Source organism: Cryobacterium sp. RTC2.1 (assembly GCF_035018685.1).
Taxonomy (GTDB): Bacteria; Actinomycetota; Actinomycetes; order Actinomycetales; family Microbacteriaceae; genus Cryobacterium; species Cryobacterium glucosi.
Genome location: NZ_JASJXJ010000007.1, coordinates 1 through 23,291 on the forward strand (window position 1 = coordinate 1; position 23,291 = coordinate 23,291).

22 protein-coding genes and 1 pseudogene are annotated in these 23,291 nt (G+C 68.2%); 12 read left to right on the top strand and 11 right to left on the bottom strand.

What is annotated here, in order from left to right; all coding sequences use genetic code 11:
* Together QN357_RS01960 and QN357_RS01965 are read right to left on the bottom strand one after the other, a co-directional pair.
* The coding region (locus QN357_RS01960) for a DNA polymerase Y family protein (protein ID WP_323504365.1) at window positions 1–1,207 on the bottom strand (1,207 nt) is incomplete at its 3' end.
* Window positions 1,208–1,209: 2 nt separating this feature from the next.
* Entirely contained in the window at window positions 1,210–1,920 is a 711-nt protein-coding gene (locus QN357_RS01965; protein ID WP_322135817.1) for a hypothetical protein, read from the bottom strand.
* Window positions 1,921–2,030: 110 nt separating this feature from the next.
* On the opposite strand from QN357_RS01965, the gene QN357_RS01970 reads away from it, so the two are divergent.
* Genes QN357_RS01970 through QN357_RS01980 form a run of 3 tightly spaced genes read left to right on the top strand, consistent with a single transcriptional unit; the run spans window position 2,031 to window position 3,802 of the window.
* Complete coding sequence (locus tag QN357_RS01970; protein WP_134446589.1) at window positions 2,031–2,729, top strand: SOS response-associated peptidase; 699 nt, start codon at window positions 2,031–2,033, stop codon at window positions 2,727–2,729.
* 54 nt (window positions 2,730–2,783) lie between these two features.
* A complete protein-coding gene (locus QN357_RS01975) occupies window positions 2,784–2,948 on the top strand; it encodes a hypothetical protein (protein ID WP_166787273.1) in 165 nt (54 codons plus the stop codon).
* An 8-nt stretch (window positions 2,949–2,956) separates the two neighbouring features.
* A complete protein-coding gene (locus QN357_RS01980) occupies window positions 2,957–3,802 on the top strand; it encodes an SMP-30/gluconolactonase/LRE family protein (RefSeq protein WP_134446588.1) in 846 nt (281 codons plus the stop codon).
* Window positions 3,803–3,835: 33 nt separating this feature from the next.
* Here the strand turns inward: QN357_RS01980 and QN357_RS01985 are convergent, their stop codons facing one another.
* The gene (locus QN357_RS01985) at window positions 3,836–4,486 is read right to left on the bottom strand and encodes a DUF1345 domain-containing protein (protein ID WP_134446587.1); all 651 of its coding nucleotides are present in this window, start codon (window positions 4,484–4,486) and stop codon (window positions 3,836–3,838) included.
* A gap of 154 nt (window positions 4,487–4,640) precedes the next feature.
* Between QN357_RS01985 and QN357_RS01990 the strand changes: the two genes are divergently transcribed.
* Window positions 4,641–5,603, top strand: a complete 963-nt coding sequence (locus QN357_RS01990) for a J domain-containing protein (RefSeq protein ID WP_134446586.1) — start codon at window positions 4,641–4,643, stop codon at window positions 5,601–5,603.
* Window positions 5,604–5,627: 24 nt separating this feature from the next.
* Here the strand turns inward: QN357_RS01990 and QN357_RS01995 are convergent, their stop codons facing one another.
* The 3 genes from QN357_RS01995 to QN357_RS02005 all read right to left on the bottom strand — a co-directional run bounded on the left by QN357_RS01995 (window position 5,628) and on the right by QN357_RS02005 (window position 9,481).
* Window positions 5,628–6,503 (bottom strand): hypothetical protein, encoded by an 876-nt coding sequence (locus tag QN357_RS01995; RefSeq protein ID WP_134446585.1) that lies wholly within the window; start codon window positions 6,501–6,503, stop codon window positions 5,628–5,630.
* Window positions 6,504–6,586: 83 nt separating this feature from the next.
* Entirely contained in the window at window positions 6,587–7,453 is an 867-nt protein-coding gene (locus QN357_RS02000; RefSeq protein WP_166787272.1) for a DUF4097 family beta strand repeat-containing protein, read from the bottom strand.
* A gap of 57 nt (window positions 7,454–7,510) precedes the next feature.
* Window positions 7,511–9,481, bottom strand: a complete 1,971-nt coding sequence (locus QN357_RS02005) for an amino acid transporter (RefSeq protein ID WP_416172941.1) — start codon at window positions 9,479–9,481, stop codon at window positions 7,511–7,513.
* A 193-nt stretch (window positions 9,482–9,674) separates the two neighbouring features.
* On the opposite strand from QN357_RS02005, the gene QN357_RS02010 reads away from it, so the two are divergent.
* A complete protein-coding gene (locus tag QN357_RS02010) occupies window positions 9,675–10,037 on the top strand; it encodes a hypothetical protein (RefSeq protein ID WP_134446583.1) in 363 nt (120 codons plus the stop codon).
* Between the two features lie 11 nt (window positions 10,038–10,048).
* On the opposite strand, the gene QN357_RS02015 is transcribed toward QN357_RS02010, so the two are convergent.
* From QN357_RS02015 to arfB, 3 genes are all read right to left on the bottom strand, one after another.
* Window positions 10,049–11,449: an MFS transporter gene (locus QN357_RS02015; protein WP_134446582.1), complete on the bottom strand. Its 1,401-nt coding sequence runs from the start codon at window positions 11,447–11,449 to the stop codon at window positions 10,049–10,051.
* A 237-nt stretch (window positions 11,450–11,686) separates the two neighbouring features.
* A complete protein-coding gene (locus QN357_RS02020) occupies window positions 11,687–12,160 on the bottom strand; it encodes a GNAT family N-acetyltransferase (protein WP_134446581.1) in 474 nt (157 codons plus the stop codon).
* Window positions 12,161–12,194: 34 nt separating this feature from the next.
* The gene (gene arfB, locus QN357_RS02025) at window positions 12,195–12,617 is read right to left on the bottom strand and encodes an alternative ribosome rescue aminoacyl-tRNA hydrolase ArfB (RefSeq protein WP_134561116.1); all 423 of its coding nucleotides are present in this window, start codon (window positions 12,615–12,617) and stop codon (window positions 12,195–12,197) included.
* 208 nt (window positions 12,618–12,825) lie between these two features.
* Between arfB and QN357_RS02030 the strand changes: the two genes are divergently transcribed.
* From QN357_RS02030 to QN357_RS02060, 7 genes and pseudogenes are all read left to right on the top strand, one after another.
* Window positions 12,826–15,297 (top strand): GH36-type glycosyl hydrolase domain-containing protein, encoded by a 2,472-nt coding sequence (locus QN357_RS02030; protein ID WP_322140812.1) that lies wholly within the window; start codon window positions 12,826–12,828, stop codon window positions 15,295–15,297.
* 436 nt (window positions 15,298–15,733) lie between these two features.
* Window positions 15,734–16,372 (top strand): annotated as a pseudogene (locus QN357_RS02035) (heavy metal-binding domain-containing protein); the annotation flags it as partial.
* Window positions 16,373–16,412: 40 nt separating this feature from the next.
* Window positions 16,413–17,237, top strand: a complete 825-nt coding sequence (locus tag QN357_RS02040; RefSeq protein ID WP_134561113.1) for a heavy metal-binding domain-containing protein — start codon at window positions 16,413–16,415, stop codon at window positions 17,235–17,237.
* The gene (locus tag QN357_RS02045) at window positions 17,234–18,055 is read left to right on the top strand and encodes a hypothetical protein (RefSeq protein WP_134446576.1); all 822 of its coding nucleotides are present in this window, start codon (window positions 17,234–17,236) and stop codon (window positions 18,053–18,055) included. The genes QN357_RS02040 and QN357_RS02045 overlap by 4 nt, the downstream gene beginning before the upstream one ends.
* A gap of 44 nt (window positions 18,056–18,099) precedes the next feature.
* Window positions 18,100–19,479 carry an FAD-binding oxidoreductase gene (locus QN357_RS02050; RefSeq protein WP_322140811.1) on the top strand — a complete coding sequence of 460 codons (1,380 nt, stop codon included), beginning with the start codon at window positions 18,100–18,102 and terminating at the stop codon, window positions 19,477–19,479.
* A complete protein-coding gene (locus tag QN357_RS02055) occupies window positions 19,476–20,813 on the top strand; it encodes a class I SAM-dependent methyltransferase (RefSeq protein ID WP_322135826.1) in 1,338 nt (445 codons plus the stop codon). Before QN357_RS02050 ends, QN357_RS02055 begins: the two co-directional genes overlap by 4 nt.
* 67 nt (window positions 20,814–20,880) lie before the next feature.
* A complete protein-coding gene (locus QN357_RS02060; RefSeq protein ID WP_323504366.1) occupies window positions 20,881–21,690 on the top strand; it encodes a DUF1206 domain-containing protein in 810 nt (269 codons plus the stop codon).
* 25 nt (window positions 21,691–21,715) lie between these two features.
* Here QN357_RS02060 and QN357_RS02065 read toward each other — a convergent pair whose 3' ends face one another.
* Both QN357_RS02065 and QN357_RS02070 read right to left on the bottom strand, forming a co-directional pair.
* Complete coding sequence (locus tag QN357_RS02065) at window positions 21,716–22,486, bottom strand: phosphatase PAP2 family protein (protein WP_241987330.1); 771 nt, start codon at window positions 22,484–22,486, stop codon at window positions 21,716–21,718.
* Window positions 22,483–23,220 carry a phosphatase PAP2 family protein gene (locus QN357_RS02070; protein WP_134446573.1) on the bottom strand — a complete coding sequence of 246 codons (738 nt, stop codon included), beginning with the start codon at window positions 23,218–23,220 and terminating at the stop codon, window positions 22,483–22,485. Before QN357_RS02070 ends, QN357_RS02065 begins: the two co-directional genes overlap by 4 nt.
* Window positions 23,221–23,291: the final 71 nt, after the last annotated feature.

Below are 23,291 nucleotides of genomic sequence, written 5' to 3' on the forward strand. Positions count from 1 at the left end.
CGCCCGCACTGATTGCGGTGAGCACCCCGTCGTGCCCGAGCAGGCCCTGGACCCGGGTGAGCGCGTGGTGGATCCGCTCGTCTGGCCCGGAGTCCCAGAGACCCTGCTCGTGATCGGCTGTCGAGTCCACGCGTTCGGGGATGATCCGCACCCGGGTGATGGCGGCTTCGAGCTCGCTCGCACCGGGGCCGGCCCCCTGCAGTTGCCACCGCACCCGGTCGGCGATGTCCGCGCCGGTGAACCAACGCGGATGCCGCCACGAACGCGTGTGCACGGCTCCTGCCCCCGCCGCGGCCTCGGTGCACACCTCGATCGTGACTTCGGTGCAGACCAGGCGCGAGGCGGCGAGGTCGCCGACGAAGGCGTCGAGTCCCGCCCGGATGGCGAAGGTGACCTGGTCGACCCGGTCGAGGGGAGGTTCCCAGTCGAAGGCCACCTCCCGGTGGCGGGGAGGGACCCGGGGAACGACTCGGCCATCGTCCGCCGCCCCTGCGATCCGGTGGGCGCGGGCCGCTGCCGCTCCGAACCGGTGCCGCACCCGGTCGGCGGGGAGCGCCGCGAAGTCCCTCAGCGTGTGCACGCCCAGGCGGCGCAGCAGGGTCGCGAGGTCCCTGTCGATGAGCCCGGCGTCGACGAGGGTCGTGACCGGGCGGACGGCGAGAAAGGCCGCTGACCCCCCGGGGAGAACCACCCTGACCGGGGTGGGGGCCTGGTCCCTGGCGACCTGTTCCGCGGCGAAGGCGCCGTCCGCGATGCCGACCCGGGCGCCGGGGATCCCGAGCCCCACGACGCACGCGACGAGGGCGTCCGCGGCCGCCTCTTCGCTGCCGTAGAACCGGGCAGGCCCGCGGGAGCGGATGGCGCAGAGTCCGGGACGCAGGACCTGCACGCCGGGTGTCGTGTCCTCGAGCCGCTCGATGACGGGTTCGAAGGCCCGGTCGTCGAGTACGCGGTCGTAGCCGAGCACGACGAGCTCCGGGCAGCGGAACTGGGCCTCGCGTGCGGCGAGTCCTCTCCGCACGCCCGTCGTGCGGGCCGCCGGCGAGCAGGCAAATACGATGCCGCGGTCGACGAGCGCGAGGGGCACGTCCTCCGGGAGCCCGGCGCGCACCCTGGCCGCCGTCACGGGCCAGTCGGGGCACCAGAGCACCAGGGTGCGCTCGGGTCCGTGCGGGTGCCCCACTGTCGTACCGGTGAGTGCTGTCATTGTCAGACCGCCTCGCTGTACCGGTGCGCGCCGAAGGGGATACCGAGGCGGGGCGGGTCGACGGACTCTGCCTCCGCCGGGCCGCCGGCGAGCGACATCCGTGCGGTGCGGGGTGCGCCGGAGCGCGCGGACGCCGCGACGGTCACCTCGCGTCCCGTGAGGTGACCGTGACCGTCGCCGAGCCCGGTCCAGGTGCTTGAGCGCACGGAGAGCCTCGCCTCGGCCTGCGGCCAATCGCCGGCGACGAGGAGTGTGCACCCGCGTTGCCGGAGCCGGGCGGCGAGCCGGGAGGCCTCCGCCTCCGAGACCCGCCGCGTCGGTCGCACCGCGACGACGGGGAGAACGTCCGCGAGGGCCGCCGTGACGGTGAGCCACTGGTCGCCCGGCGCAGGGACCAGGACGAGGCGCGTGAGGTCGATGCCGAGGCTCGTCGCCGCTTCGGGGCCGAGGTCGGGCAGCCCGATGATCCCGCACCAGGACCCGGCCTGGGACGGCCCGGCGAGGAGCGCGAGAATGAGGGAGACGGAGCCGTCCACGGTGTAGACCGACCCGGGCCTGAGCGCGCCGCCCGGCAGGAGGCCGGCGAATCCCGTTGCCGCCTGGCGGCTTTCGAGTCCCGCCCGAGTGGATTCCATCCCGCGGATGCGCGCCTGCAACCCGGCCGCGAGTTCTCGCGGGTCGGGTCCGCTGCGGGGGACGGGGAAACTGGACACCCCACCATATTCGAACAGACATTCGATTAAGTCAAGACGATCCGGGGCGGGCGGATGCACGGCCGATGCCCGGGGAGAGGGTTGTCGGTGGGCCGCGCTAGCCTGAGACCATGTGTGGTCGATTCATCATCACGGACACGGCGCCGGACCTCGCCGCGATGTTCGACGTCGAGCATGAGGGCGAGGACCTCCCGGAACCGTCGTGGAACATCAAGCCAACCGAGCGGATTCCGATCGTGCTCGAGTCGGCGAAATCAGGCGCCGTCGTGCGCAGGATCGAGTCTGCGCGCTGGTCGCTCGTTCCCTCCTTCGCGTCGGCGCTCGTGTCGAAGTTCCCGACGTTCAACGCCCGGTCGGAGACGGTGGGGGAGAAGCCCACCTTCCAGCCCTCCCTCGCATCGCGGCGTGCTCTCGTGCCCGCCACCGGTTACTACGAATGGCACACCGAAGGCACCGTCAAGACCCCGTACTTCGTGCACTCGGACGATGGGCTGCCCCTGGCCCTCGCCGGTCTCTACGCGTGGTGGCGCAACCCTGCCCTCACGGAAGACGACCCGGCGCGATGGGTGCTGAGCGCCACGATCCTCACCCAGGAGTCGAGTGGCCGTCTCCGGGGCCTTCACGAGCGGATGCCCGTCGTGCTCCCGGAGGAGACCTGGGACCAGTGGCTCGACCCGCACACGGTCGGCGACCAGGAGTTCGTGGACGCGGCCGTGGCCGCCTCCGCGGAATCCGTGGAGGGTTTGCGGTTCCACGAGGTTGCGCCCCTCATCGGCGACGGGCCCGAACTCATCGAACCGGTCGCCTGAGCGGCTACGCTCGTCATGGCACGGAACGGCCGGGCCGGTGTCGAAAGGACCCCTATGAAAATTGTCGCCTTCATCGTCGCGATGGCCGTGTTCGTCTTCGGACTGTGGCTCTTCGGGTTCGCCTTCACGGTCACCGCGGGCCAGTTGCCCATCTTCTTCGGCGGGATCCTCTGCGTGGCCCTCGCCGTGGCGATTCCCGTCCAGATCCTGCGCGACTGAGCAACCCCGTGCAGGCCGAACAGCGTACCGATCCCCTCGCCTTCCACGGTGAGGGCCCCGTATGGTCCCCGTCCTGGGGCGGCCTGCGCTGGCTCGACATGTTCGCGGGAGACATCCTCTCGCTGGACGGTGACACCGTGCATCGCAGGCACGTCGGCAGCATGGTCGTGACCGTGCGGCCGCGCCGCGCGGGCGGCGCCGTCCTGGCCCTGCAGCGCGGTTTCGCCCTCGAGGATGCCGAAGGGACGATCACCGAACTCGGGGAGCTCTGGAGCGATCCGCTCCTGAGACTCAACGAGGGCGGCTGCGACCCGGACGGCCGGTTCTACTGCGGTTCGATGGCGTTCGACCAGTACCCGGGCGCCGGTTCCCTCCGCCGCCTCGACCCGGACGGCTCGGTCGAGGTCGTCCTGACCGGCCTCACCATCTCCAACGGGCTGGACTGGAGCCCGGACGGCTCCCTCGCCTACTACAACGACACCGCGACGGGCCGGGTCGCGGTGTTCGACTACAGTGCAGAGACGGGCCTGACGGGCCTGCGCAGTTTTGTCGAGATCCCGGCGGAGTCCGGCTTTCCCGACGGTCTCACCGTCGACAGCGACGGCGGGGTCTGGGTGGCACTCTACGGCGGGAGCGCCGTGCATCGCTACACGCAGGATGGCCGCCTGGACGAGGTCGTCGAGGTCGCCGCAAGCCGCGTCACCGCGTGCACCTTCGGCGGACCGAACCTGGACGAGCTTTTCATCACGACGTCACGGGAAGGCCTCGACGACGGGGAAGAGGCACTCGCCGGATCGTTGTTCCGGGTGGATGCCGGGGTCACCGGCCTGCCCGTGCGCGCGTTCGCCGGCTGAACGTCCGGCCCAGCGCCTGACCCGAAGCCGGGCTCAGTGCAGCAGCCCGGCGACGAGGTTGATCATCGTCGCAAGGATCACGGATCCGAAGAGGTAGGACAGCAGGCCGTGGCGCAGCGCCGTCATCCGGATGATGTGTGTCTTCAGGTTGGTGTCCGACACCTGGAACGTCATGCCGAGGGTGAATGCGAGATAGGCGAAGTCCCCGTAGCTCGGCGGCGCTGTCTGGTTGAATTCGATCCCGCCATCCGCCCCCTCGTAGTAGAGCCGGGCATAGCGGAGGGTGAACAAGGTGTGCAGAAGCGTCCAGGACAGCACGACGCTCAGCACGGACAACAGGGCCAGCACGACCTGCGCTGCTCCCGTCGTGGAATGCGTTTCGACGAGCAGAAGGCCGAGCGCGCCGAGGCTCGCGAGGCTGATCAGGAGCACGAGCAGGTCGGACACGCCCCGGGACGGGTCCTCACGGGTCGCATGCGTCGCGGTCGTCGCGGCGTCCATCGGCCCGATCACGATCCAGACCCAGGCGATGAACGTCACGCAGGCCGCTGCCCAGCCCACGATCGGGGCGAGCACCCAGTCGCCCCCGATCGACGCCACCACCCCGGCGGCAAGGCCGATCACGGCCATCACGATCAGGCGGGTGCTCGAGCGACGCACCGTCAGGCGTTCCCAGGTCTTCATGGGCCGATCGTCCCACAGATCCGTCAGGATCCCGTGAGCGGCTCGGGTGGGGCGAGATGACAGAAACGGTCGATAAGGTGAAGAGAACGTCTGACACAGGTCAGACCCCGGACGGCGGCTTGCCGCACACGATCGAACGAAAGAGACCGCGAGGATGTCAGAGAGCCCGGCGGCGGCATCACCCTATGAGGTGCTGGGCGTGAGCCCTGAGGCGACCAGCGAGGAATTGCGACGCGCCTACCGCAAGAGGCTGCGTCTCACCCACCCGGATGTCGGGGGTCGCGCCGCCGACTTCCAGGCCGTCCAGGTGGCGTGGGAACGGATCGGCAATCCCGAGAGCCGGGCCGATTACGACAGGCGCCGGTACCCGGACAACGAGCACGGGACCGTGCACACCGGCTCCGCCTCCGGTTCGTCCGGTTCCGGTTCGTCCGCAGGCTCGGCGCGCGCTTCGTCGGCGGCGACAGGTCCGCGTGCGCGGATGTACGGACACCCGGGGGGCCACGCCCGGCAACGGTACCTCGAGCTCCTGCGCGAGTGGGTCGGCCGCGGGACCGTCATCGACGATCCGTACGCGCCCCAGCTCGTCCGCTCCGCGCCCCGCGAGATCCGGCACTGCCTGGCCCGCGCCCTCGCCCAGGAATCGACGGCACACCTCGTGTCCCTGCTCGGCATCGGCTACACGGCCTGGCACGACGTGCTCGCGGGCTCCCACCCCGACCCGATCGACCATGTCGTCCTCGGCCCCGCCGGGCTGTTCGCAATCCTCTCCGAGGACTGGGGCGCCTCCGTCGAACTCCGGCGCGGCGAGCTCCTCGCGGAGACCCTCCGGCCGGAGGACCGTCCCGTTCATGAATTCGAGGATGCCGCGCGGGCGCTCTCGCGCGCCCTTGGCGTGCGCTTCACCGCCCTCGTCGTCGTGCTCCCCGACGACGCCCTGTCCGACCCGCTTGCGGTACCCGGCCGCGGCCGGCGTCCCACGGTCGTCATCATTCCGCGGTCGCGGCTCGTCGGCCTGTTGCGCGAGGGGCTGCCGGGGATGGATCGGGGCAGCTTCGAGAAGGTGTTCGACCTGCGCAGCCGCCTGCAGGACGGCATCCGCTTCGTCACCGACTAGCGGCCCGCGCCACTCGGCCCGGGTCTAGCGCAGGCCGAGTGTGTCGACCCAGTAGGCCAGGAAGTTCGCGCCGGCGGCGTCGTGGATCAGGTCACCCTCGATGATCACGGGGTACGGTCGCTCGAGGACCCCGTCGGACGGGCGCACATCCACGTGGGCGACCTCGTACCCGGCGGTGTGCAGGTGGTCGGCCATCAGGTAGTCGCTGCGTGAGTCGCCGACGGAGCGCCACACCCGGGGGAGCGGGCCGGTCTCGGCGAAGAAGGCGAGGGCGCGTTCGGCGCCGTGGTCTTTGTCGAGGGTGACGGATTCGATGTCCGTCGAGATGATCGTGGGATCGATCCGGAACGGCACAGCACCCGACGCGTCCGGGGAGACCCGGTCACCGAAGCGGACCCCGAGCCCGAGGCCCGTGAGGATCGCGAATGAGGCCTCGTTGAAGTCGGCAGCGGCCGCCGCGTAGTCGGAGTCTGCGGCATCCGTGCGTTGTTCGACCGAGACCATGGCCTGCTTGGTCTCATCGAAGAACATGGTGTCGGCGAAACGGTCGTGCACGAGCGAACGGATCGCGTCGACGGCGGCCGCAGGCAGTGCGACGCTCGGGTCGACGACAACGTCGCCCATTCCCGCTGCGGTGATCGGGAACCAGACGGCGCCCTTCTCGCAGACACCGTACATGCGCATGGTCTCCGGGAGGCCGGCCGCGAGGAGGGGCGTGATGACCTGCTCGCGAATGAAGAGCGCCGACCGGCCGGTGATGAAGGCGATCGGCACGTTCGCGGCCGCGAGCGTGATCAGGTCGGCGATGATGCTGTCGCGCCGGATCGTTCGGGTGACCGGACTGGCGATCGGCCCGTCGACGTCGAGGAGGAGGCCGAGGGGAGGGAGGCTGTCTGGCATGGCTCCATTGTTTCATGGGCCGCCCGGTGCATGGCCCGCCCGGTGCACGGCCCGCCCGGTGCGCGGCCGCCCGTCGACGGGCGTCAGCCGGTCGTGACGCGCACATCACCGTTGGTGGTCTGGGCGATGATCGTGCGCCGTGCGGAGGGATCGCTCGGGACGGAGCCTGTGTCGACGTTCCCGTTCGTCGTCCGCGCGTCGACGAGGTAGGAGAGTCCGGCTGCCGGCATGCGCACCGTGATCGAACCGTTGGTGCTGCGGGCCTCGACGGCCTCAGGGGCATCCCGGAAATCGACCTCGACGGCTCCGTTCGTGGTCGTGGCGACCACGCGGCGGGAACCGGCATCGCGCACCCTGATCGCGCCGTTGGTGGTGTGGACCTCCACCCGGCCGAGCGTACCCGTCGTCTCGACGGCTCCGTTCGTGGTCGTCAGCCTCAGCGCGCCGGTGAGTGCCGACGCCTCGATCTGCCCGTTCACCCCGTCCGCGGTGAGGGAGAGTGCCGCAGGGAGGGCCACCGTCATGTTCAGGGAGCAGAAGCCGAGCCACTGGCTCGGGCACCCGCCGGTGACCTCGGTCACGCCGTTCGCCGTTGTGATCGCCAGCGTCGGCGTGGCGCCGAGCGAACTGCCGTCTGCCCGCACGTGCACCTGCGAATCGGGGCTGGGTTCGAAGCGGATGGCGGAGTTCGGAACCCGGACAGCCACGCTCGACCCGGCCTCGGCATCCGCTGCGAGATGGACGGGCGTGCCGACCGCGCCGCCGGTCAGAAGAAGGATGAGCAGTGCGGCCCCGGCCAGGATGACGACGCCGAGCACAACGACGGCGACGATGAGGCCTGCCCGCCCTCCGCGGCGCCGATCCGGCTGCGGGGGCACGGCCGGCTGGGGTGGCACCGGCGTTCGGGGCTGGACCGGTGGACGTTCCGGCGGCATTGCGCTCGCGTTCATGCAGCAGACCATACCCGTGTCCTGCCCTCCCGGTACGGAGCGAGGCCTGGGCAGCGGTCAGCTGACGTGCACCGCCGGACGGCGCTTGACGTCGCGCTCGGCGACGCGGAGCACCTCGCGGGTCACCGGGGCGACCTCGCCGTTTCCGAAGAACAGGAACCTGGCCATGTTGGAGATCGGGCTGCCCTCTGTCCACTCGAAGTAGATCGTGGGGACGATGCCGGTCACGTCGCGAATTTCGAGGAGCACGGAAGCCAGGGTGTTGGGGATGTTGCCGCTGTAGACCTCGAGGACCCGGTAGCCGTGCTTGACGACGCCGCGAACGAGGAGGTCCTCCTCGAACTCGGAGGAGTCGGTGCCGTGCACCTCGAGGAAGATGGTCTGCGAGTCGCGGGGAATGTGCGAGTACCGGCGCTCGTCGCGGTCCTTGTGCCGGTACTCGTGTTCGCTGCCGTCGTCCGGTTCGTTCGCGATGACCCGGACTGCGCCGTCGGCGGCATCCGCTTTCACGAAAGCGAGGGCCCTCTCGTCGAGGGCCACGGATGTCGCCCGAAGCTGGAAGGACCGGCGTACCCGGGAGATCAGCGAGATGAGCAGGATCCCGGCGATGAACAGCCCGGCGATGCGCAGGCCGTCCGGGCGTTCGATGACGTTGAGGACGGTCGTGTACGCGAAGACGAGGGAAATGGCTCCGAAGCCGATCGTCCGCTTGCGCTGGCCCTGCCTGCGGGCGGACAGGGTCACAGCGGCGGACGCCGACGTGATCAGCACGAGAACGCCTGTCGCGTATGCGCCGCCCTGGGCGTCGACGCTGGCCTGGAAGACGACCGTGATGATGAACGCGATCGCGGTGAAGACGAGAACGAGCGGCCGCACGGCGCGAGCCCACTGCGGTGCCATGCCGTAGCGCGGCAGGTACCGGGGCACGAGGTTGAGCAGTCCGGCCATGGCGGACGCCCCGGCGAACCAGAGGATACAGATGGTGCTGACGTCGTACACGGTTCCGAACACCGGGCCGAGGAACTCGTGTGCGAGGTACGCGAGCGCGCGCCCATTGGCCTGCCCGCCCGGCTGGAATTCGGCCTGGGGGATCAGGAACGTCGTCATGAAGCTCGTCAGGATCAGGAAGCCGCTCATGATCACGGCGGCCGTCGTCAGCAGGCGGCCGGCGCCGCGGATGCGCCCTGCGGGACGCTCGGGTGTGTCCGTCGGGTCGCCGGTGATCTGCGGCATCACGGCGACGCCGGTCTCGAAGCCGGAGAGGCCGAGGGCGAGCTTCGGGAAGACGATGAGGGCGATCCCGACCATGATCAGCGGATCACCGTGCTGGGCGTTGAGCGCGCTCCACCAGTCGGTGATCATCACCGGCCGGCTCGCGATCTGCGCCAGGGAGACGCACACGACCACGAGGTTGAGCGCGAGGTAGACGCCGACGAGCACGACGGCGATGCCGATCGCTTCCTTGAAACCCTTGAGGAACACGATCGCGAGGAGCGAGATCAGGGCGAGGGTGATGCCGATCTCGTTGCCGTGGAACCATTCGGGGGCGAAGGGATTCTCGATGGCGTGTGCCGTGGCATCCGCCGCGGAGAGGGTGATCGTGATCATGAAGTCGGTGGCCGCAAAGCCGAGCAGGGCCAGGACGAAGAGCTTGCCCGCCCACCAGGGCAGGAGGTGTTCGAGCATGTGGATGGACCCGGAGCCGTTGAAGCTCTCGCGGGCGACCCTGCGATACACGGGGAGCGCGCCGAGCAGGGTCAGCAGGACGAGGACGATCGTCGCAAAGGGGGAGAGCAGGCCGGCCGCGAGCGCGGCGATGGCCGGCTGGTAGCCGAGCGTGGAGAAGTAGTCGACGCCGGTGAGGCACATGACGCGCCACCAGCTGTGCGTCTTCTCCGCTGTGCGGGCGTGCGGACCCTGGTGCGGGCGCTCACTGTCCTGAAGGAGCCAGTGCGAAAGACGGTCCCGCCGGGTGGTGACGGGTCGGGGAACCGCGGTGGAGCCGGCCTCCGTCGAGGAGTGAGGCATACGAGGGGCCCTTACTGGTCTGGAGGTCGCGTAGTGCAGAGATCAGCCTACGCGCACGAAAGGCCTGCTGGCACGTTCCTCAGCACCGAATTGACGCCGGATACCGCGGTGGTGTCGGGGATGTCGTCCGGGGTACCGTCCCGGGTGATGTCGGCGGACCAGACCCGGCCGGCGGCGATTATCCTTGAACACGATGATTACGAGACGAATGGCCGCCTTGCGACTGGATATTCCGCTCGAGATGGCGCAGCGACACGACCTTCCCTCGCGCCTGACCGAAGCGGAACTGGCCGAGATTGAGAACAACCCGCCGGACTGGCTGGTGCAGTCGCGGGCCAACCGCACGGGCAAGAAACCGGTCTGGGTCGAGCTCCGCTGCGACGTCTGCGGTTTCTCGGAGGCGGCCCGCCCGAAGAAGTGGTGGCCGGCCTTCACGTACCTCACGTGTGACGACCATGGCGCAGACGAACTGCCGGAGCCTGCCGCCGGTCTCAGCCGTACAGAGGTCGACGGTGTCGGCACCCGCTTCATCGGAATCGTCGACGAGACCCCCTGACCGGATCGGCCTCAGGCCCGGGCGCGCCGGGGCATCGACACCGCGGCGACCACGGTCAGCGCGGCGGTGATGGCGACCGCGACGAAGACGGCGACGGATGCCGCCTGAACGCTCGCGGCATCCCGCACGCCCGATGCCGACGAGCCGATGATCCCGTTCGCCACTGCGCCGAAGATCGCGACACCGACGGCACTGCCGATGGACCGGGAGAACAGGTTCGCGCCGGTCACGACGCCGCGCTCGTCCCATTCGACGCTCGACTGCGCCGCGATGAGCGTGGGTGTCGCGACGAGGCCGAGGCCGAGGCCCACGACGAAGCAGCTCAGCGCGGTCACCACCACCATCGGAGTGCCGGCCGTCCCCGCGAGGAGCAGGGCGCCGAACAGGACGATGGACACGCCGATCAGCGCCGTGTTCCGGAAGCCGATCCTGAGGTAGAACCGGCCGGACAGCGCCGCGGAGATGGGCCAGCCGACCGTGAGGGCGGCGAGAGCGAGTCCGGCGACGAGCGGCGGCGTGCCGAGCACGCCTTCGAGGTAGGTCGGAACGAAGGAGGTCAGCCCGATCAGGATCGCGCCGACGCCGACCGAGATCAACGCGGTACTGAGCAGCAGGCGCCTGCTGAACGCCCAGAGCGGCAGCACCGGTTCTGCGGCACGACGCTCCGCCAACCCGAACAGGACGAGGAGCACGGCCCCGGTCGCGAAGGCCGCGATGCTCGGCACGGAATCCCAGGCCCAGGCCTGACCACCCTCGAGGACCGCGAGGATCAGAAGAGTGAGTGCCGTCGTCAGGAGGACGGCGCCGAGGTAGTCGACGCGGTGCCGGCGGGCCGTCACGGTCTCGTGGAAGGTGCGTTGCAGCATCCAGGCAGCGATGAGGCACAGCGGGATGTTCACGAAGAAGATCCAGCGCCAGGACAGGAACTGCGAGAAGATCCCGCCGAGGCTCGGTCCCACCACCGAGGAGATCGCCCAGACGCTTGCGAGGTAGCCCTGCACCTTGGCCCGTTCGACGACGGTGTAGATGTCCCCGGCGATCGTGATCGCCATCGGCTGCACGGCGCCGGCGCCGAGGCCCTGGATCGCCCGGAACGCGATCAGCGCAGGCATGCTCCAGGCCAGGCCGCAGAGCACGGACCCGAGAAGGAACAGTCCGATGCCGATCATCACGATCGGTTTCCGGCCGAGCGTGTCCGAGAGTTTCGCGTAGACCGGCACGGAGACGGCCTGCGCGAGCAGGTAGATCGAGAACAGCCACGGAAACTGGGCGAATCCGCCGAGGTCGCCGACGATCGTCGGCACCGCTGTGGCGAGGATCGTCGCGTCGATCGCCACGAGCCCCGTCGTCAGCATCAGGGCGATCAGGATCGGGCCGCGCGCGGATCGGAAACCTACTTCAGTCGTGCTCATGCGGCCTCCGTCGTCATTTCGGTACGAGGGATGTAATCGGCGCCGACGGTTCCGCATTCCCATTCCAGAATAAGAAGTCCGAGCCGAGGCAAAAGAGAAGGCCCCCGGACGAATCCGGGGGCCTTCCTGCACTGTCTCAACCAGCGCTCGTCCGTTCGCTGAAGTTATCAGCGACCGGAAGTCTGGACCGAGTCTAGTCGACGTCCGGGACCGGGCCGGTGAAGCGGATGCGCGGGCTCAGGCGCGCCGCAACGCTGCGCCGTCGAGACGGTACGTCGTCCAGCCGTCGAGGGGCCGGGCGGCGAGAGACTCGTAGAAGCCGATCGCGGGCGCGTTCCAGTCGAGGACATCCCATTCCAGGCGCGCGTACCCGCGCTCGACGCACAGTGCCGCGAGGCTGGTGAGGAGTGCGGTTCCATACCCGCCGCCCCGGTGGGCCGGCCGTACGTACAGGTCCTCGAGATGGATGCCGTGCACGCCCTCCCAGGTCGAGAAGGTCAGGAACCACACGGCCATCCCGGCCAGGGTACCGGCCTCCTCGCCGTCGATGACGAACGCGTGGACCGCGGGCTCGTCGCCGAAGAGGGCGGCGAGGAATCCCTCCTCCGTCGCCGCGACCGCGTCGGGTTCGCGTTCGTATTCGGCGAGTTCGACGACCAGCCGAAGGATCTCGGGAACATCGGCGGGCACGGCGGGACGGATCGGCTTCATCCGACCAGCGTACGGGACCTCCCGCTGGCCGGCGCTAGTCCTCCGACGGCCTCCGGCGCTGCTGTTTCGTCGCCGAACGCTGTTCCTTGGCCGCGAGGCGCCGACGGTTCGAACCCCTGGTCGGTTTGGTCGCCCGGCGGCGAGCGGCATCCGGGGCCAGGGCCGCGGACACGAGTTCGGCGAGCTTGGCCAGGGCGATCTCGCGGTTCCGGAGCTGGGAGCGCTGCTCCGACGCTGCGACCGTGATCACCCCGCCGACGAGTCGCCGGTCGAGTCGCGCCAGGAGCCTTGCCCGCTGGTCGTCGGACAGGGACGGCGACAGGGCGACGCTCCAGGACAGTTCGACGCGGCTATCCGAGGTGTTCACGTGCTGCCCGCCAGGCCCCGGCGACCGCGAGAACCGCCAGCCGAGTTCCGATGCGGGAATCGTGAGCGCGGGTGACACCTCCAGATCCATGGTCCCAGCGTGCCACAGCAGAGTGGAGCCGGCGGGGTATGCATCCGGTGGGCGTGCGGTGTGGCACCCCGGGGTCTACCTTTGCTAGGGTAGCCGTGGGCGCCAATGAGAGCGCTCTCACACAGGTTTGGGTCTGGTGCATCGATGGATTCCGATATTTTCGGATCCCGTCGCTATCCGGTCCTCCGCATATCGCAAAGGTGCACACATGAGGTTCGGTCATTTCGACGACGAGGCCAGGGAATACGTGATCGAGACCCCGCTCACGCCATACCCGTGGATCAACTACCTGGGCAGCGAAGATTTCTTTTCCCTGATTTCTCACACGGCCGGCGGGTACACGTTCTATAAGGACGCGAAGATGCGTCGCCTGACGCGGTATCGCTACAACGACATTCCCACCGACTCCGGCGGACGATATTTCTTCATCAACGACGGCGGCGACGTCTGGACGCCGAGCTGGCTGCCGATGAAGAAGGACCTCGACTTCTTCGAGACCCGCCACGGCATGGGGTACACCCGGATCACCGGCGAGCGCGGCGGCCTGCGCGTCTCCACCCTGTACTTCGTACCCCTCGGCGAGACGGCCGAGGTGCAGAAGGTGACGATCACCAACACCTCGGACCACGTCAAGACCTTCTCCCTCTTCTCGTACCTCGAGTTCTGCCTCTGGAACGCCCAGGACGACCAGACCAACTACCAGCGCAACCTCTCCCTCGCCGAGGTCGAGGTCGAGGGCAGCACGATCTACCACAAGACCGAATACCGCGAGCGTCGCGACCACTACGCCGTGTACTCGGTGAACGCCGAGATCGCCGGGTTCGACACCGACAGGGAGACCTTCGTCGGGCTCTATGAGACCCTGGCCGAGGCGAAGGTCCCGAACGCCGGCACGGCGCAGAACTCGATGGCGTCCGGCTGGTACCCGATCGGTTCGCACCAGGTCGACTCGACCCTGCAGCCCGGCGAGACCCGCGAGCTCGTGTTCGTCGTCGGCTATGTCGAGAACACGGAGGAGAACGGCCAGGGCAAGTGGGCCGACGATGCCAAGCAGGTCATCAACAAGACACGGGCGCACGAACTTCTCGCCCGGCTCGACACGACCGAGAAGGCGGATGCCGCGTTCGAGGCCCTGGGGGAGTACTGGACCACCCTGCTCTCCGCGTACACCGTGACCTCGCCGGACGACAAGCTCAACCGGATGGTCAACATCTGGAACCAGTACCAGTGCATGGTCACATTCAACATGTCCCGCTCGGCCTCCTACTTCGAGACCGGAATCGGGCGCGGGATGGGCTTCCGAGACTCGACCCAGGACCTGCTCGGCTTCGTACACCTGATCCCCGACCGCGCCCGCGAACGCATCCTCGACATCGCCGCCACCCAGCTTCCGGACGGCTCGGCCTACCACCAGTACCAGCCGCTCACCAAGCGCGGCAACAACGAGCTCGGGAGCGGCTTCAACGACGACCCGGCCTGGCTGATCATCGGGGTGGATGCCTACCTCAAGGAGACCGGGGACTTCAGCATCCTCGACGAGGTCGTGCCGTTCGACAACAACGACGCGCTCGCGCAGACGCTCTACACCCACCTCACGCGCTCCTTCGAGTTCACCCTCAACAACCTCGGCCCGCACGGCCTGCCCCTGATCGGGCGCGCCGACTGGAACGACTGCCTGAACCTGAACTGCTTCTCGACGACGCCGGGCGAGTCTTTCCAGACCACGGAGAACCAGGCAGGCGGCGTCGCGGAGTCGACATTCATCGCGGCCCAGTTCGTGCTCGCTGCCGGACAGTACGCGACCATCGCCGAGCGCGGCGGCGACACCCAGCAGGCCGACCGCGCCCGCAAGGCCGCTGCGACCATGAGCCAGGTGCTGCTCTCCGACGGCTGGGACGGCGAGTGGTTCCTGCGCGCTTACGACTTCTACGGCAACAAGGTCGGCACCCACGAAGACACCGAGGGCCAGATCTGGATCGAGCCGCAGGGCTTCGCGGTCCTCGCCGGCGTCGGCGTCGAGCACAACGCGGACGGAACCCCGTCCGCTACAAGCCCCGCGTTCCGAGCCCTCGACTCCGTGGACCGCCTGCTCGGCTCCGCACACGGACTCGTACTGCAATACCCGGCGTACAAGAGCTACCGCATCGAACTCGGCGAGGTCTCGACGTACCCGCCGGGCTACAAGGAGAACGGCGGAATCTTCTGCCACAACAACCCGTGGGTCATCATCGGCGAGACGGTTCTCGGCCGCGGCGCCAAGGCCTTCGACCACTACCGCAAGATCACGCCGGCCTACCGTGAGGAGATCTCCGAGGTGCACCGCCTCGAACCGTACGTGTACGCGCAGATGATCGCCGGCAAGGAGGCCTCCCGGCACGGCGAGGCCAAGAACTCCTGGCTCACCGGCACAGCCGCGTGGAACTTCGTGACGGTCTCCCAGTACCTCCTGGGCGTGCGCACCGACTACGACGGCCTCGTCGTCGACCCGCAGCTCGGACCGGACGTCGCTGAATTCACCGTCACTCGCCGGGCCCGCGGTGCGACCTACGTCATCACCGTTGCCAACTCGGGCAGGGAGGGGTCGCGCGCGAGCCTCGAGGTCGACGGAGTGGCCATCCAAGGCCGCACCGTGCCGTACGCCCCTGACGGCGCCGTCGTGCAGGTGCGCGCCACCCTGTAGTCACCCCGGCCGGCATTCGCCCGGTGCGCCCGAGAGAGTCTCCGGCGCACCGGGCGTTCTGCGTCACCGGGAAATAAACCGTGTCCGACCGCGGAAGTGCCTGGCTATCCGGGTCCGGGGTGCTTATATGAGCACGTGGATCAATGGACGGGGGGACTGCCGCCTGCTGCGCATGCCCGCATCGCTGGACAAAAGGCCAGTCGAACAGCGGGGTCGCTGCTCTCGGTCGCCGCGGCGGCGAGCATCCAGAGCGTCGGGCTGACCGCCGTCGGCGAAGTCTTCGGCTGCGCCGTCATGAACCTCGGGTGGAAGGGCAGCGGTTGTGCCTGGTGGACGTCGGGGGCGAAGATGGGGAGATCGTCGATAGGCCAGGTTTCGCCCGTGACGACCTCAGGCGGCGGGTCCACCTGGGGCAGCTTCGCCCCCCTACGTCGGCGCATACGAACGCGGCTGGTATGGCGCACTCAAGCGGATGCGCGTCGAAGCGCAGGCACTCGGGGCGCACGGAGTCGTTGACATTCGCATCCGTCGCACCCGCGTCGAGGGCACGGCCTGGGAATTCAGCGCCCTCGGTACGGCCGTGCGCTCCACGGATTCCTCTCTCGTGCCTTCTCCCGGATCCGCGGCCGACCCCTGGTACACCAACCTGAGCGGAGAAGACTGCGCCGCGGCTCTCCTGGCCGGATATCTCCCGCACAGTGTCGTGCTCGGGATGTCCGTGTCGACGAAGCATGAGGATTGGCAGCTTCAGCAGCAGCGCACCAGTTGGATCAACGGCGAAGTGACCGGGATGACCAGGCTGGTCCAGGCGGCGCGGCGCGAAGCCAGGGAGCGGCTCGCGCGCCGGGTCACGCACACGGGTGCGGCAGATCTCGTCGTGACCGACACCACGCTGTCCGAGTTCGACACCGCGTGCGGCGGCTCGGATGCGCGAGACCTGCACGCCGAATTCGTCGTCGTCGGCACCACCCTGGTGGCGTTGCCGCGCGCGCGGAACCGGTCGGCCGTTCCTCCGCCCCTGACCGTGATGCCCCTGCGCGATTCCCCGCAACGCCCACGAACGCCTGAACGATGATCTCCCCAGCACCCACGACGAGCGAACGGACGACCACCCCATGACGGACCCATTCTCCGGCGTCTCCCTCTCGGCGAGCGCCCGGGCGCGCCTGGCCGACGGCAAGAAGCATCTGTTCACGTCCGACCTGTCCGTCAACGAGTTCCTCCTGGTGCGGCAAGCCGGATTCCGCCCGGTGGGACTCGTGCTCGGTTCGAGCGTCTACCACGTCGGGATCCAGACGCGACGCTGGGGCCAGAACATGGAGCTCGACAAGCTCAGTGCCGCGATGTACCACGCTCGGGAACTCGCGATGACGCGCATGGAGGCGGAGGCCGACGCCCTGGGCGCAGACGGCATCGTGGGCGTTCGGCTCGAGATCGAGTTCAAGGACTACGGCAACAACCTTGCCGAATTCGTGGCCATCGGAACAGCCGTCGTGGCAGACCACGCCCCGGCGAGCGGTACCTGGCGCAACAACAAGGGTCTTCCGTTCACCTCGGACCTCTCCGGCCAGGACTTCTGGACCCTGATCCAGTCGGGCTACGCACCGCTCGGCCTCGTGATGGGAACCTGCGTCTATCACATCGCCCACCGGGGAACGATAGCCGCCCTCAGCAGCCTGGGAGCGAACGTCGAGATCACCCAATTCACGGAGGCGCTGTACGACGCTCGCGAACTGGCCATGGGGAGAATGCAGACGGAGGCCGAAACCCTCGCGGCTGACGGCATCGTCGGAGTGCAACTCCTGTCGCTGCCGCACCGGTGGGGCGGGCACACCACGGAATTCTTCGCGATCGGAAGCGCGGTCCGCGAACTGCGCGAGGATCACGTCATCGCCACTCCGAGCCTCGTGCTTCCCCTGACGGACGGTGGCCGCTGGTGACCCTCGAGCAAGCCACGGCCGACCCCCAGGCGTTTCTGGCCGGCCTCGCCGACGGAGCCATACGTGCGCTGTCCGCACCGGTGGCCGCGAGTGTCCTGACGGTGGAACGGAACCGCTCGCTGGCAGACCGCCTGGCCGGCAAGCCCGGGTCCATCCGTGAGATTCGACTTGGGGCGAACAGTGAGACCCTGACCCTCACTCACCTCGCGGGACCCCGGTTCCTCGCCCAGGCCCAGAAGGTTTCCGGCGGCGTCGTGATCTCACGGCGGACCCTGACCCTCGGCGAATGGCTCAGCGTCTTCGCCGGCCGTATCGCCGCCGTGGCGGGGGATGCCGCGGGCGAGGCTTCCGCGGCGGCGCACGCACTCCACACCCTCGGCATCGAGTCGACAGGGTCGGACGTACGGGTTGCCGATGCGACCCTCGACGTCGATCTGAGAAGCCTTCCGGCGCGGGTGGAGTCCCGTCTCCCGCCGGAAGCCGTGACGGCCGTCCGTCGGATCACCGGGCTGCTGCTGGAGACACTGCCGAGGCTGGCGGGCAACCTGGAAGCCGAGATGACGGCCAGGCGAACGGCGACCTCGTATCTCCCCGAGACTCTGCGCACGTATCTTGCGCTCCCTGCCGAGTGGGCGCACAATCACGTCTTCGCCGACGGCACCACGCCTGACACGGCACTGGCCGCTCAGTTGACCGTTCTCGAGACGGCCGTCACCGAGATGTACGACGCGGCCGTCCGTGATGATGCCGAAGGTCTCCTGATCAACGGCCGGTTCCTCTCCGCTCGTTTCGCCAGGTCCAGTCTCGATCTCTCGTAACGGCGATGCGTGCGGGCTGGGCGATCGAGGACTAGCTTGGGTGGGTGTCCACTCCCTCGATCGACGCACACACCATTCACGCCGCCGGCGTCGAGCGGCTGCTCGCGAGCTATCGGGCGGTCCCGCCGACGGCCTCCGTCCGGCTCGCGAAGCACACCTCGAACCTGTTCCGGTCACGCGCGAAGTCGGACGCCCCGGGCCTCGACACGTCGGGATTGACGGGCGTCATCGCGGTCGATACCGAAGCGCGGACGGCCGACGTGGCCGGCATGTGCACCTATGAGGACCTCCTCGCCGCGACCTTGCCGCTCGGGTTGGCTCCGCTCGTGGTCCCACAGCTGAAGACGATCACCCTCGGCGGTGCGGTCACGGGCCTCGGCATCGAATCGACGTCCTTCCGCAACGGCCTTCCGCACGAGTCGGTGCTGGAGCTGGACATCCTCACCGGAACGGGCGACGTCATCACGGCGTCGCCGGCTGAGCACGAGGACCTCTTCCGCGCTTTCCCGAACTCCTACGGCACGCTCGGGTACGCGGTGCGCCTGCGCATTGAGCTGGAGCAGGTTGACCCCTTCGTCGAGATCCGGCACCTGCGGTTCCACTCGCTCCCCGCCCTCGTCGCGGCGATGGGCCGCATCGTCGCGACCGGTGACCTGGACGGCGACCGCGTCGACTACCTCGACGGCGTGGTGTTCAGCGCCGACGAAGGCTACCTCTGCGTGGGCGCCCAGACCGCCGCGTCCGGCCCGGTGAGCGATTACACCGGGCAGAAGATCTACTACCGGTCCATCCAGCACGACGCCGGCACCACGGTCGACCGGCTCACGATCCACGACTACCTGTGGCGGTGGGACACGGACTGGTTCTGGTGCTCGGCGGCATTCGGCGCACAGCGTCCGCTCGTCCGCAGGCTCTGGCCCCGAACGCTTCGGCGCAGCAGCTTCTACGGGAAGCTGATGCGCTACGAACAGCGATTCCAGATTGGGGATCGCCTCGAGTGGCTGCGGAATCGTCCACGCCGGGAACGAGTCGTGCAGGACGTCGAGATACCGATCGAGCGCTGTGCGGAGTTCCTGGAGTGGTTTCTGGCCACTGTGCCGATCGAACCGATCTGGCTCTGCCCGCTGCGGCTGCGTGACGACGGCGGCTGGCCGCTGTACCCGATCCGGCCGCGACAGACGTATGTCAACGTCGGGTTCTGGTCGACGGTGCCGGTGGGGTCGACCGAGGGGGAGACGAACCGTCGGATCGAGGATGCGGTCGGCGAGTTCGACGGGCACAAGTCGCTGTACTCGGACTCGTACTACTCTCCGGAGAAGTTCGACGGACTCTATGGCGGAGACGTCTATCGGAGCGTCAAGGACCGATACGACCCCGATTCGCGTCTCCTCGATCTCTACGCAAAGGCGGTGTTACGACGATGACCACGTTCCAGCAACGAACGCCGGAAGAGGCGGATCAGGCAGGGCGACCTGAACCAGAGGGCAAGCTCGCCCTGGCCGGGATCCTCGAGATCCTGGCCGGCGGTCGGCTCCCGCTTCGGTTCACCGCCTACGACGGGAGTTCGGCCGGCCCGCGAGACGCACCCCTCGGGCTGGAGCTGAGAACGCCGCGGGGCACGACCTACCTGGCGACCGGCCGCGGCGACCTGGGCCTGGCCCGCGCCTACATCGCCGGTGACCTCGAGATCCACGGGGTGCACCCCGGCGACCCGTACGAGCTCCTCAGAGCGCTCACCGGCGACCTGGTCTTCACGCTGCCGTCGCCCCGGGTGATGGCCACCATCATCCGCTCGATCGGAGTCGGCCACCTGCGCCCGATCAAACCGCCGGAACTGGAAGCACCGCCGCGCTGGCGCCGGATCGCCGGGGGACTACGGCACAGCAAGAGCAGGGACGCCGAGGCGATCCACCACCACTACGACGTGTCGAACACCTTCTACGAGTGGGTGCTCGGGCCGTCGATGACCTACACGTGCGCGTGCTACCCGCGCCCGGACGCCTCCCTCGACGAGGCTCAGGAGAACAAGTACCGGCTGGTGTTCGAGAAGCTGCGGCTGAAGCCGGGCGACCGGCTGCTCGACGTCGGCTGCGGCTGGGGCGGCATGGTGCGTTACGCGGCCCGCCGCGGCGTGAGGGCCACCGGAGTGACCCTGTCGGAACAGCAGGCCGGCTGGGCGCAGCGTGCGATCGCCGAGGAAGGCCTCGCCGGTCTGGCCGAAGTCCGGTTCGGCGACTACCGCGACATCGCCGAGACCGGCTTCGACGCCGTGTCGTCGATCGGGCTGCTCGAGCACATCGGCGTGCGCAACTATCCCGCGTACTTCGAGTTCCTGCAGTCCCGCCTGCGCCAGGGCGGGCTCCTGCTCAACCACTGCATCACCCGCCCGGACAACCATTCCGAAGCGTCCACCCGCGGGTTCATCGACCGGTATGTCTTCCCCGACGGCGAGCTCACCGGCTCCGGCCGCATCATCAGCGCCGCACAGGACACCGGCCTGGAGGTGCTTCACGAGGAGAACCTGCGGCAGCACTACGCCCTGACCCTGCGCGACTGGTGCACCAACCTCGTCGAGCACTGGGATGAGGCCGTCGCCGAGGTCGGACTGCAGACCGCGAAGGTCTGGGGCCTGTACATGGCCGGCTCACGGCTCGCGTTCGAGACGGGGGGAATCCAGCTGCACCAGGTCCTTGCGGTGAAGCCGTCGGACGGGGATGGCCTCGGGAGCCTGCCCCTGCGGCCCTGGTGGACTCCCTGATTCGTTGGGGAAGTTCGTTAGGGAAGAAGGATAGTCCGGACCACCGATGTCGTCCTATGCTGAGGCCGTGATCAGTAACTCAGCGGCCAGCGTTGCCAGCACAGCAAAGAACAGCCGCACTTTGCAGATGCTTGCCCGCCTGGGCTTCGCCGTCAACGGCTTGTTGCACATCCTCATCGCCGCGATAGCCATCGCCATCGCGGTTGGTGCCGGAAGCGGTAGTGCAGATCAGTCCGGTGCTCTCGGGCAGCTCGCGACGAGCCCGGGCGGAGTATTCGTTCTGTGGGTTGTGGTCGCGGGACTGGCTGCCCTCGGGCTCTGGCTGCTTTTGGGAGCGTTCCTGATGCGCGGCGCAGACCCCAAACGTCAGTGGTCCCGGCGCGTCACTGAAGCCGGCAAGGCGGTTGTCTACTTCCTTCTTGCGGGGACCGCTTTCACCTTTGCGCAGGGGGGAGCGACGAGTTCCGCCGGCAGTACCCGTGATGCCAGCGCATCGCTTCTTGCGGCGCCAGGAGGCGTGATCGTCCTCCTGGCCGGGGGTCTTCTCGTGCTGGCCATCGGGGTCTACTTCGTGCGCAAGGGTGCGTTGCAGAAGTTCACGGCAGATATCTCGGTGCCGAGCGGGTCGGCTGGAAAGTTTGTCCTCGCTTTGGGAATCGTCGGCTACGTCGCCAAGGGAATCGTGTTGGCCGTCGTGGCGGTCCTCATCGTGGTTGCGGCCATCACCGTGGACCCGAGCCAGTCGACCGGCCTGGACGGGGCGCTGAGGTCCCTCGTCGCTCTTCCGTACGGCGGGCCTATCTTGTCTGCTCTTGGTGCGGGTCTGATCGCCTATGGGCTGTACTGCTTCGTCAGGGCCTGGCGCGCCCGGCTCTGACATCTGAGGTTCACGCGGGTTCAGGTCATTCCGCAGAGTGCGGGATCGTGATCTGGAGCTCCCCGGAAGCCCGAAGGCTTCGCCACGTGTCGTAGGCGATCACGCTGCCCAGAATGACCAGAGAAAGTGATACGGATGCCATGACATCCGTTGCCCAGTGGTAGCCCAAATAAACGCGACTGACCGCCGCGGCGACGATGCACAGGAGCGCGAAGCCGAAGCCTGCCATTGCTCCACGGATGCTTCGACGACGTGAGAACACGAGGTACGCGGTCAACAGCACGAAGTCTGATGCGCCCAGGACGTGTCCGGACGGGAAGGAGAAGGAGGGATCGGGGCCGAAGAGCATGAGATCGGTCGGCGGTCGATGGCGGTCCACCGCATGTCCGATCACCTGCCCCAAGAGGACTCCGACCAACATGGCCGATGCCAGGATGAGTGGACGTCGGCCGTGCTTACCTATGATGCCCCAGACCACGCACACGACGAGAAGAAGGATGGGAAGTGCGACGGGCCCGAAAACGATCGCCAGTCCGATCATGATCGCGGTCAGGGTTGGCGAGCGCATACCGAAGAGCCAGTCCTGCACAGGCGCGTCCACCACGGTGAGTCCGTTGTGCTGCAGGACGGAGGCGAGGATTGCCGTGAAACAGACGACGCCGAAGCCGACCAGAACAATCGACGTCACATAGAATCGCCGGCGAGAGGCGGGCTCCAGCACGCGTTCCTCTGCGATGAATCTGGTGCGCATGCCGTGCAGGGAAGGCCGCTGGCCGTTGGTGCGGGGAGGATTCACGGGGCAATCCCTTTCGCTGATCGTGACCTGCGTTCCTTGGCGAGCGCGCGTTCACCGTCGAGCTTGGCGGCGAGCGGCGCCCACGTGACAATCGCGACGCCGATTCCGAGCAGCAGGGCGCCCAGGGTATCGGTGAGCCAGTGTGCACCGAGATAGGTGCGACTGATCATCATGAGGGCCGTGTAAACGGTCCCGGCGACCACAACCCAGATCCGTGGCAGGAGAATCGCAATGACTGCGGCCATCGTCGCGGCATTCGCAACGTGGCCAGATGGGAAAGATCCGAAATCGAGGTTCGTCAGGAAATTTTCCGGGCGTGCGCGCCCGAAGAATTGTTTCAGGAGTTGGACGGCTGCTCCGGTGACGATGGTCGCGACCAGGTAGTAAGCCGCCGCCCAGGGACGTCGTGCCACAAGCAGCGCGACGGCGACGAGGGCCGGCACGACGAGGGTCGCCACCACGCCTCCTCCGAGGAAGTCCATCGTCAGTGCAAGGACCTGCCAGAGGGGTTCGCGATTCTCAACCAGTTCCCGCATCCATTCCACATCGATGGGCAACGGCAGCCCATGATCACGCGTTGCGATCAGAGCGCCCAGCGCACACGCCAGGGCGACGGCTGCGAGGCCACTGATCAGCGGCCACCGGCGGGAGACGCGGCGTGCACCCGACGTTGCCGCACGTTCAGGACGCGCGCCGGGCGCTGCATCCGAGCGTTCGGTTGAACTACCGGCCATGACTCCAGCCAAAGGATCGTTTGATGGGCACCGACCGGTCACCATGCTCATGCGGTGATCGTGGGTGAAGG

What these genes read in the sequence shown, in the direction of transcription:
- QN357_RS01970 (WP_134446589.1), top strand. Translation starts at nt 2,031, where the DNA reads ATGTGTGGTCGATTCATCATCACGGACACGGCGCCGGACCTCGCCGCG.
- QN357_RS01975 (WP_166787273.1), top strand. Translation starts at nt 2,784, where the DNA reads ATGAAAATTGTCGCCTTCATCGTCGCGATGGCCGTGTTCGTCTTCGGA.
- QN357_RS01985 (WP_134446587.1), bottom strand. Translation starts at nt 4,486, where the DNA reads ATGAAGACCTGGGAACGCCTGACGGTGCGTCGCTCGAGCACCCGCCTG.
- QN357_RS01990 (WP_134446586.1), top strand. Translation starts at nt 4,641, where the DNA reads ATGTCAGAGAGCCCGGCGGCGGCATCACCCTATGAGGTGCTGGGCGTG.
- QN357_RS01995 (WP_134446585.1), bottom strand. Translation starts at nt 6,503, where the DNA reads ATGCCAGACAGCCTCCCTCCCCTCGGCCTCCTCCTCGACGTCGACGGG.
- QN357_RS02000 (WP_166787272.1), bottom strand. Translation starts at nt 7,453, where the DNA reads ATGAACGCGAGCGCAATGCCGCCGGAACGTCCACCGGTCCAGCCCCGA.
- QN357_RS02005 (WP_416172941.1), bottom strand. Translation starts at nt 9,481, where the DNA reads ATGCCTCACTCCTCGACGGAGGCCGGCTCCACCGCGGTTCCCCGACCC.
- QN357_RS02010 (WP_134446583.1), top strand. Translation starts at nt 9,675, where the DNA reads ATGATTACGAGACGAATGGCCGCCTTGCGACTGGATATTCCGCTCGAG.
- QN357_RS02015 (WP_134446582.1), bottom strand. Translation starts at nt 11,449, where the DNA reads ATGAGCACGACTGAAGTAGGTTTCCGATCCGCGCGCGGCCCGATCCTG.
- QN357_RS02020 (WP_134446581.1), bottom strand. Translation starts at nt 12,160, where the DNA reads ATGAAGCCGATCCGTCCCGCCGTGCCCGCCGATGTTCCCGAGATCCTT.
- arfB (WP_134561116.1), bottom strand. Translation starts at nt 12,617, where the DNA reads ATGGATCTGGAGGTGTCACCCGCGCTCACGATTCCCGCATCGGAACTC.
- QN357_RS02030 (WP_322140812.1), top strand. Translation starts at nt 12,826, where the DNA reads ATGAGGTTCGGTCATTTCGACGACGAGGCCAGGGAATACGTGATCGAG.
- QN357_RS02040 (WP_134561113.1), top strand. Translation starts at nt 16,413, where the DNA reads ATGACGGACCCATTCTCCGGCGTCTCCCTCTCGGCGAGCGCCCGGGCG.
- QN357_RS02055 (WP_322135826.1), top strand. Translation starts at nt 19,476, where the DNA reads ATGACCACGTTCCAGCAACGAACGCCGGAAGAGGCGGATCAGGCAGGG.
- QN357_RS02070 (WP_134446573.1), bottom strand. Translation starts at nt 23,220, where the DNA reads ATGGCCGGTAGTTCAACCGAACGCTCGGATGCAGCGCCCGGCGCGCGT.